This is a genomic window from Gilliamella sp., assembly GCF_024104075.1.
GTDB lineage: Bacteria > Pseudomonadota > Gammaproteobacteria > Enterobacterales > Orbaceae > Gilliamella > Gilliamella bombi.
Genome location: NZ_JAGGHR010000003.1, coordinates 117,642 through 126,584, shown reverse-complemented (window position 1 = coordinate 126,584; position 8,943 = coordinate 117,642). Strand labels below are relative to the sequence as shown.

Genomic DNA, 8,943 nt, shown 5'->3' with positions numbered 1-8,943 from the left:
CGGGAATAGCTCAGTTGGTAGAGCACGACCTTGCCAAGGTCGGGGTCGCGAGTTCGAACCTCGTTTCCCGCTCCAATAAAACATCTATTTAGTATAAAAGTAAATTTATATCCCATAGTGTGTTAACTAACGAAAGTTATTAGTTGTGTGCAAGGCACAAAAAACACAGCAAAAACATTGTAATAAAAACAGAAATTAGCTAATAATTACTTAAATTAAGTAAAACAAAAACTTCAATAAAATCAATAGTCTACCTGAGCTATTTTAGAGAAAACACACAACACGGCAAGGTTAATTTACCTATCTTTTAACTGTGTCGGAGTGCTTTGCTGATAGACTGAGGGCAGCACGCCAAATAGGACTGTTTGGCGAGTTTGTGCTTTGTTATGGATGCCAATTTATCAGGAACAATTTGGCACTTCTGAGCAAAGCAAATAGGCTTAAAAAAGGCGAATATCATAATGATTTGAGTAAATCATGCCGATGGTTAAGAGCGAGCGTGGGCGTTGGGTACCGTAGTTTATATTTTGTAGCCATGTGATTTGTAAGATGTTACGCTCAAAATTCTTAAATTAAACGTTATCACCAATATCAGTTATTCCGACAAAATTCAAAAGCTATAAAGCTAACACCCTATTTTAATTATAAAATTAACCTATCTATAAAGTCGAATTGTTTTATCTTTACATTTCTTTACAAAAAATCCGCTAAAAAACTAGCCAACTATATCTTAAATGGTTATACTTTTATCGCTATAGGAAAGCAAGTTTATTAAATAAGCAAATAATTATAAAAAATCTAAATAAAACAAGTTATTACTTGACAGGTAAACCATAATGCATTATCATTTTAGACACCAGACACCAGACACCAGCACTGGCTAACCTATGTCTTAAATTTATTAAATAATCTTATTCGACGAATTTTTACACGAAACTTATTTATATCTTCCAAATTATCTCTCAACGTATTATCGAAATTGTTTCCAAAAAGCCTATTGGTGTTGGGGGTGTTATTACTGTCATCTTCATGGAGTTTACAGGCATTAACTAGTAAAAGTGGTCGTGTAAATAATCATCGTAGTGATGCAATAATGCTACCACAGTCGGTAGTTATCAATTATGCAAGGCCGAATCTGCTATTTGGTAAAAATGGTGTGGATATTAGTGGAGTCAACTTCGCAGGTCCAGCTGATATATGGAATCCTGATGAGGGCTTTTTAGTTCAATCAACCAATCCTGCATCATACGGCCTTAATTTTCCGACTACAGGCGCTGATGGATTATATTTTGATTTAGTTATAGAGGAAATTGATGCACGCCAATTGGTATGGGAGCCAGTTACACATGGGGGAATAACAGCCACAGTGACATGGATATGGGCTGAAGATGATTGGCTTACATCTGGAGGAGAAATTATAGCGCGCGTTACGCTAAAAGGTCCTGAGGCAAGCGCTCAAATAAATAATCATTATCCTAATCGAATTGCTGTGCCAAGGTTACCGCAGATTTTTGAGTTAGTGGGTAGAGATATTAGTACTGGTAATGAGCTGGTAAAATATGGATTTGTATTACAGAAGTGGTTCGTGAACCGTAAAGATAAACAAGATAACTATTCTAATACAGAAGCGTGGTGTAGATATTTAGGCTATCGAGTGCCGCAAGTAAAGGATCTAACGAACGCAATCTGTTTGGGTACATGGGAAGGTGATTGGTGTAAAGGCTCTGTCGGCGCTACGCCATCATCAAGTGGTAATCATTATCAGCGTCGAATAGGAGCAGGATTTTTCACTGAGTGGGGCGGTACGTACCTTTATGCTGGAGCAGGTTTCGTCTATGACTACCAATACTGGACAAGCGACACGGCTGGAAATACTCAGTTTGATGTGGACTCAGATGTTGGTGATGTGTACTTCAACCAATCGAGTAATAGCCCGCGGGGTCTTTGCGTTACTCCTTAGCTTTTAATCTTTGGAATGTGGTTAAGTTTATGGTGCTAATAAGGAACAAGCATTAAAAAAGTTTCCATGTAAGGTAAAGCCCCCTAGTTTGCGTATTTACTATTAGATAGTAAATACGTTTATTTGAAAAAATTCCAATAAAATCAGATTTCTGTCTGAAATGTTTTAAGGTGAAAATCCTACATATTGTAAAATTAATATGCCTGTCTTTTCACGACGTTAGAATATATCGAAAACTGAAAACTAAGTTATTGGTTTGTTATTTAGTTTTGGGACGGTTTTTGATTATAGTACGGCTTACTACGTCAGGTTATTTTTTACAATATCATGATTTTATTTATAATAATTAATATAAATTACATTCAGTTTAATCTATTTAATCAATTCGTGTTTAATTATTAGGAATCTTCTTGAATAAATCTTTAAAATTTGATAGTTTACAGGAAAGATTTTTAACATTAAAAACACTAAAAAGAAGGTAATTGTTATGACAATCAAAGTAGGTATTAATGGCTTTGGCCGTATTGGCCGTATTGTTTTCCGTGCTGCTCAAAAACGTTCAGACATTGAAATCGTTGCTATCAACGATTTATTAGATGTTGAGTATATGGCTTATATGCTTAAATATGATTCAACACATGGTCGTTTTGACGGTACAGTTGAAGTTAAAGATGGTAAATTAGTCGTTAATGGTAAAGCAATTCGTGTTACTGCTGAACGTGATCCTGCAAACTTAAAATGGAATGAAGTTGGTGTTGATGTTGTCGCTGAAGCAACTGGTTTATTCTTAACTGATGAAACTGCTCGTAAACACATCCAAGCTGGTGCTAAGAAAGTTGTTTTAACTGGCCCTTCTAAAGACAGCACTCCAATGTTTGTTATCGGTGTTAATGATAAAGATTATGCTGGTCAAGATATCGTTTCTAATGCTTCTTGTACAACTAACTGTTTAGCGCCTTTAGCTAAAGTTATCAACGATAACTTTGGTATTGTTGAAGCATTAATGACAACTGTTCATGCAACAACTGCAACTCAAAAAACTGTAGATGGTCCATCTCATAAAGATTGGCGTGGTGGTCGTGGTGCTGCTCAAAACATCATCCCTTCATCAACTGGTGCTGCTAAGGCGGTTGGTAAAGTTATCCCTGAATTAAACGGTAAATTAACTGGTATGGCTTTCCGAGTTCCTACTCCAGACGTTTCTGTTGTTGACTTAACTGCTCGTTTAGAAAAACCAGCTAAATATGAAGATATCTGTAAAGCAATCAAAGCCGCTGCTGAAGGCCCAATGAAAGGCGTTCTTGGCTATACCGAAGATGATGTTGTTTCTACTGATTTCTTAGGTGAAGTTTGTACTTCAGTATTTGATGCTAAAGCTGGTATCCAATTAAGTGATAACTTTGTTAAACTTGTTTCTTGGTATGACAATGAAGTAGGTTATTCAAACAAAGTATTAGATTTAATCGCAGTTATTTCTAAAAAATAATTGATATTTAACTTTGTTTATAAGGCGACCTTAGGGTCGCTTTTTTTATGTTCTCATTTTAGAGAGATTTTTAGTTTTTTTAGAGACAAAAAAAACGCTCACTTTGTGAGTGAGCGTTTTTCTAATATGAAATTCTAAAGTTTCAATTAGATTACAACGACTTCAGCAGCTGCAGGTCCACGAGGGCTATCTTGGATAGCAAATTCAACTTGTTGTCCTTCAGCTAATGTTTTAAAACCATCACCTGAAATAGCTGAAAAGTGAACAAATACATCTTTACTTCCATCCGCAGGGGTAATAAAACCAAAACCTTTACTTTCATTAAACCATTTTACTTGGCCTGTTTTTTTATTCATTTACTAGACATCCTAACAATAATTAATAATTAGCCATTACGGCCGTATGGGTTTTAACATCGTGTTAATAATGTAACTAAAAGCCAAGATAATGTGCTTAAAAATACATTATTGTGGTTCATTGTTATTCACTATTTTGTACTTTGTTGTTTACCCAGTGATATTACCGCATAAATTATAATCAAAAGCAAGATGTGAATAATAATTTTTTTTTATAAAAAAAAAAGTTTTATTGAATTTTCAGGAAATTATTTTTTAATTGATAAAAGTCAAATTTTGGACGTTGAAATTTTAATTGATTTTTAAAGTCACTAAAAATTATGAAAAATAAAAAAGCCATAAAATAATATTTATGGCCTTGATAAAAATATTTTTTATTGAACTTTATTTGTTTTTTGCTCGTTCAAATGACTCAATAATTTCTTTACGGGCGGCATCTGCGTTATCCCATCCGTCAACTTTCACCCATTTACCTTTCTCTAATGCTTTGTATTGTTCAAAAAAGTGTTTGATTTGTGATTTGAGTAATTCAGGTAAATCATCAACATCTTTAATGTGATCATATTCTTTTGATAGTTTGCTGTGAGGTACTGCAACTAGTTTTGCATCTTGACCTGCTTCGTCTGTCATTTTTAATACACCAACTGGGCGGCAACGAATAACTGAGCCTGGTTGTAATGGGTATGGCGTTGGGACTAATACATCAACTGGATCGCCATCTAATGATAATGTGTGATTAATATAACCATAGTTACATGGATAAAACATTGCTGTAGCCATAAAACGGTCAACAAATACAGCGCCAGTGTCTTTATCAACTTCATATTTAATTGGATCTGCATTGGCTGGAATTTCAATCACAACGTAAATATCATCTGGTAATTCTTTACCTGCTGGTACATTTAAAAGTCCCATTTTTGTATCCTCTATCTAAGTTTATATAGTGTTTGTGAATAATAATAAGCGCACCTTATAAAGATTATTCAGTGTCGCTCAATTCTTTTAAATATTGAAAAATTTGTCTTGCCGTTTTGGTTGGCTTGTTTGTTTCTTGCTCTTTTTTTGCTAAACGGGCTAAGGTTCGTAATTGCTGACGATCGGCAGTTGGGTACAAACCGATAATAGTTTCGGCATCGCCAGTTGCAATCAATTCATCACGAAGTTTTTCAAGTTTGTGAAATAGGGCGATTTGCTGATTATGGCGATTTTTAAGTTTATCAAGTGCTTGACTAATTGGGTCAATATCTCGGTTACGCAGCAGTTTACCAATGTATTGAATTTGGCGGCGATACCCTTCTTTTTTTATTTTCTGCGCAAGTCCAATTGCATAAGTGAGATCTTCATCGAGAGGAATTTTTTCAAGTTCGTTTTTGCTTAGCTTGACAAGTTCAATCCCTAATTTTTTTAAAGCTTCAGCATCACGTTTAATTTCACTTTTACTAACGTAGATGATTTCGTCATCTTCAGTGTCAATAGCGAAGTTGGGTTCTAGATTTGTCTCTTGATTGTAATTCATGTTATTTCTTTTGTTAACTATTGTGTAATTCTAGCTTATTATAGCGTATCGCTAGCAGAATTGTAGAAAATAATAAAATGAGTATTGAACAGATTAAAAAAGAAGCTTTAAATCAAAAAGAAACTTTATCGGCAATTGTTGCTAATGCTATTGAGCAAGCAAAGTCACGTGTTGATGAAGTTGAGGTATCGATTAATAAGTCAACAGGTATTAATGTTAGCACTCGCATGGGTGAAACCGAGAATGTTGAATTTAATAGTGATGGTGCGTTATCTATTACTGTTTATCAAAATAAACGTAAAGGGAGTGCTTCTACCAATGATTTGTCTTCTCAGGCTATTTTGCAAACGGTGAATATGGCGATTGATATTATGCAATATACTTCGCCAGATCCTTGTTCAGGTTTGGGTGATGTGAGTCAAATGGCATTTAATCCACCCGATTTAGATTTATTTCATCCTAGTGATTTGAACGTTGATAATGCCATTGAACAGGCTAAACAAGCCGAATTAACTGCGTTAAATCATTCCAAATTGATTAATTCTGATGGCGGTTATTTTAGTAGTCGCTATGGCGTTTATGTTTATGGTAATAGTTTGGGGATGTTGCAAGGTTATTGCGCAAGTTCACATTCACTTTCATGCTCAGTTATTGCTCAACAAGCAGGGCAGATGGAAAGTAATTATGCTTATACTTCATCACGTGATTATAGTCAGCTTAAGTCCGCTGATTGGATTGGTGTGCAGGCGGCTGATAGGGCGATCTCACATTTAGGCGCTAAACAGATCGCAACAATGCAAACTCCTGTGTTATTTAGTGCAGAAGTTGCCGTTGGACTCATTAGGCATTTAGTAGGTGCTATAAGTGGCGGTGCCATTTATCGTAAATCTTCTTTTCTTTTAAATAGTGTAGGGAAGGTGATTTTTCCTAATTGGTTAACTATTTATGAGGATCCTTTTATTTTAAAAGGCGTTGGATCATCGCCTTTTGATAGTGAAGGGACAAAAACAGTTAAGCGCAATATTGTTGAGCAAGGTGTATTACAAACTTATTTGTTAGGCAATTATTCAGCACGTAAATTAGGCTTAAAATCGACTGGGCATGCAGGTGGGATTCATAATTGGTTTGTATCGCCAAGCCATGCAAATGCTAGTTTTGATGAGATGCTAAAAAAATTGGATAAAGGTGTTTTGGTGGCTTCGTTAATGGGGCAAGGTGTTAATAGTGTGACTGGTGATTATTCGCGTGGAGCTACAGGATTTTGGGTTGAGAACGGAAAAATTCAATATCCAGTTAGTGAAATAACCATTGCCGGTAATCTTAAAGATATGTATAAAAACATTGTGGAAATTGGAAATGATATCGAAACAAGAACAAGTATTCAATGTGGCTCAATTTTGATTGATGATATGAGTATAGCGGGGAAATAAGGATTAGCATGGCTGATTTGTTAAAAAGTACTTTTTTTCAAAAACTAATTTCATGGATGCCTGGATTAGGCAGTTTATTACAGTATAAACGAGAATATCTTAATTTTGATATTAAAGCTGGTTTATCAGTTGCTGCTGTTTCGTTACCTGTTTCAATTGCTTATGCTGAATTGACTGGTGTTGGCGCTATAGCTGGACTGTATTCGACCATTTTGCCTTTAATTGTATATGCGTTTTTTGGTTCTTCTAAACAATTGATTGTAGGACCTGATACAGCAACTTGTGCTGTAGTTGCCGCTGTTGTGTTACCTTTAGCGGCTAATGATCCAATATTGCGCTGGCAATTAGTTATTATATTAACAATAATGATAGGCATTTGGTGTATCATTGCTGGAAAGTTACATCTTGGTGCTTTAGCCGACTTACTTAGTCAGCCTATTTTAATTGGTTTGCTTAATGGCATATCAATTACCATTATGGTCGATCAGTTAGCCAAGACTTTAGGCTTTAGCTACGATTATTCTTATTTGATTGAGCGAATAGTCTATTTCCCTTTTAAATTGTCAGAAATTCATATAGGCACTGCACTCGTTTCGTTTTTTACTTTGTCTATTTTAATTGCCTTAAAGCGATTAAAACCTCTATATCCTGCACCTTTATTAGCTGTTATTGTGATGACGTTTTTTTCGTGGGTGTTTAATTTTGAATATTTTAATATTCGTATTATTGGTAATGTTAGCAGTGATTTTATTCCTACCGAGTCATGGCTTGATTTTGATAAAGGATTAATGCGTGATTTAGTTGTTCCTTCACTTAATATTGCTATCATCTGTTTTGTTAGTATGATGATAACTGTACGCAGTTTTGCATCAAAAAATAACTATGAAACCAATGCCGATGTTGAATTTAAAGCGTTAGGTATAGCTAATATTGTAGCAGGGTTATCACAAGGGTTTGTTGTTAGTGGTACATCATCAAGAACAGCTGTAAATGATGCAAATGGAGGTAAAACGCAACTAGTTTCGATTATTGCAGCAATATTAATTGGTATTGTGGTATTGTTTTTCCTTTCGCCTTTACAATATATTCCAACTTGTGTGTTAGGGGTTATTTTAATATATTCTTCAATTTCACTCATTAATTTTCAAACCATCGTTCGCTTTTTTAAATTTGATCGAGACGCTTTTTATTTGAGTTTGATAACACTTATTTCAGTACTTGTTATAGGGATTATTCCTGGTATGGCGTTAGCGGTACTACTGGGGTTATTTTTATTTTTACGTCGAGTATTTAGACCTAAAGATCAGTTATTAGGTGTTGATGAAAGTGGTCGGATTCATTCCATAAGCCAAAATGTGCAACCGATCAGTAATACAATGATTTATCGATTTAATTCTCCGCTAACTTATTTCAATATCGCTTATTTTAAACGAAGAATTATCAGTTATATTGATGAGTCTAGTGATCCAATAAGCTATGTTATTGTCGATGCAATCCCTTGTTTTACTTATAAAGATGTGAGTGTGCTGTCGGGAATTGATGAATTAGTGAAGTCTTTAAAAGTAAGAAATGTTACCCTAATTTTATCTGGTCGACGTAAAACACTTAAAAATTGGTTTAAACAGATGAATATTAAGCTTGATGATGAGTATATCGAGTTTGCTTATGATCTTTATTTTGCAGTTAAGTTAGCTCAAAGTAAGGGCCATATGGATAATAAAACTGATGATGAATCTGAACATTTATCATGACTATTCATCAAATATGTAGGATCTGTTTTAATTATCTGACATTTCTCAATTATTGACAGATAAAGTAATATTAATATAGACAATCGCCTACAAATTTAAGTACAATATTAGATCTTTCAAATAAAGTATTTTAGTAAAAAATTAGAGGTAAAAATGGCACGTGTAACTGTTCAAGATGCAGTAGAAAAAATTGGTAATCGCTTTGATCTCGTTCTTGTAGCAGCGAGACGCGCTCGTCAATTACAAGTGGAAAATAAATCACCACATGTTCCTGAAGAGAACGACAAAGAAACTGTTATTGCTTTACGTGAAATTGAAAATGGTCTTGTTAATAAACAGATTCTTGATATTGCTGATTTTCAAGCTCGTCAAAACAAAGAGGAAGAAACACGAGCAACACTTCATGAGTCGATTCTTCTCGAAAACACACCATCATACGAATAA

The 8,943-nt window shown here is 34.6% G+C and carries 8 protein-coding genes; 5 read left to right on the top strand and 3 right to left on the bottom strand.

Features of this window, described 5'->3' with window-relative positions:
* Positions 1 to 1,009 precede the first annotated feature (1,009 nt).
* Together J6569_RS02095 and gapA are read left to right on the top strand one after the other, a co-directional pair.
* Positions 1,010 to 1,960 carry a hypothetical protein gene (locus J6569_RS02095; protein WP_065589292.1) on the top strand — a complete coding sequence of 317 codons (951 nt, stop codon included), beginning with the start codon at positions 1,010 to 1,012 and terminating at the stop codon, positions 1,958 to 1,960.
* Between the two features lie 487 nt (positions 1,961 to 2,447).
* Positions 2,448 to 3,446, top strand: a complete 999-nt coding sequence (gene gapA, locus J6569_RS02090) for a glyceraldehyde-3-phosphate dehydrogenase (RefSeq protein ID WP_034912538.1) — start codon at positions 2,448 to 2,450, stop codon at positions 3,444 to 3,446.
* 146 nt (positions 3,447 to 3,592) lie between these two features.
* On the opposite strand, the gene J6569_RS02085 is transcribed toward gapA, so the two are convergent.
* The 3 genes from J6569_RS02085 to yjgA form a co-directional block, all read right to left on the bottom strand.
* Positions 3,593 to 3,802 (bottom strand): cold shock domain-containing protein, encoded by a 210-nt coding sequence (locus J6569_RS02085; protein ID WP_025315032.1) that lies wholly within the window; start codon positions 3,800 to 3,802, stop codon positions 3,593 to 3,595.
* A gap of 384 nt (positions 3,803 to 4,186) precedes the next feature.
* Positions 4,187 to 4,717 (bottom strand): inorganic diphosphatase, encoded by a 531-nt coding sequence (ppa, locus tag J6569_RS02080; protein WP_065589290.1) that lies wholly within the window; start codon positions 4,715 to 4,717, stop codon positions 4,187 to 4,189.
* Between the two features lie 64 nt (positions 4,718 to 4,781).
* Positions 4,782 to 5,318 carry a ribosome biogenesis factor YjgA gene (gene yjgA / locus J6569_RS02075; protein ID WP_065589289.1) on the bottom strand — a complete coding sequence of 179 codons (537 nt, stop codon included), beginning with the start codon at positions 5,316 to 5,318 and terminating at the stop codon, positions 4,782 to 4,784.
* Positions 5,319 to 5,395: 77 nt separating this feature from the next.
* On the opposite strand from yjgA, the gene pmbA reads away from it, so the two are divergent.
* The 3 genes from pmbA to rpoZ all read left to right on the top strand — a co-directional run bounded on the left by pmbA (position 5,396) and on the right by rpoZ (position 8,943).
* Positions 5,396 to 6,748, top strand: a complete 1,353-nt coding sequence (gene pmbA, locus J6569_RS02070) for a metalloprotease PmbA (protein WP_296317375.1) — start codon at positions 5,396 to 5,398, stop codon at positions 6,746 to 6,748.
* Between the two features lie 8 nt (positions 6,749 to 6,756).
* Positions 6,757 to 8,499: a SulP family inorganic anion transporter gene (locus J6569_RS02065; RefSeq protein WP_296317373.1), complete on the top strand. Its 1,743-nt coding sequence runs from the start codon at positions 6,757 to 6,759 to the stop codon at positions 8,497 to 8,499.
* A 153-nt stretch (positions 8,500 to 8,652) separates the two neighbouring features.
* Complete coding sequence (gene rpoZ, locus J6569_RS02060; RefSeq protein WP_174799447.1) at positions 8,653 to 8,943, top strand: DNA-directed RNA polymerase subunit omega; 291 nt, start codon at positions 8,653 to 8,655, stop codon at positions 8,941 to 8,943.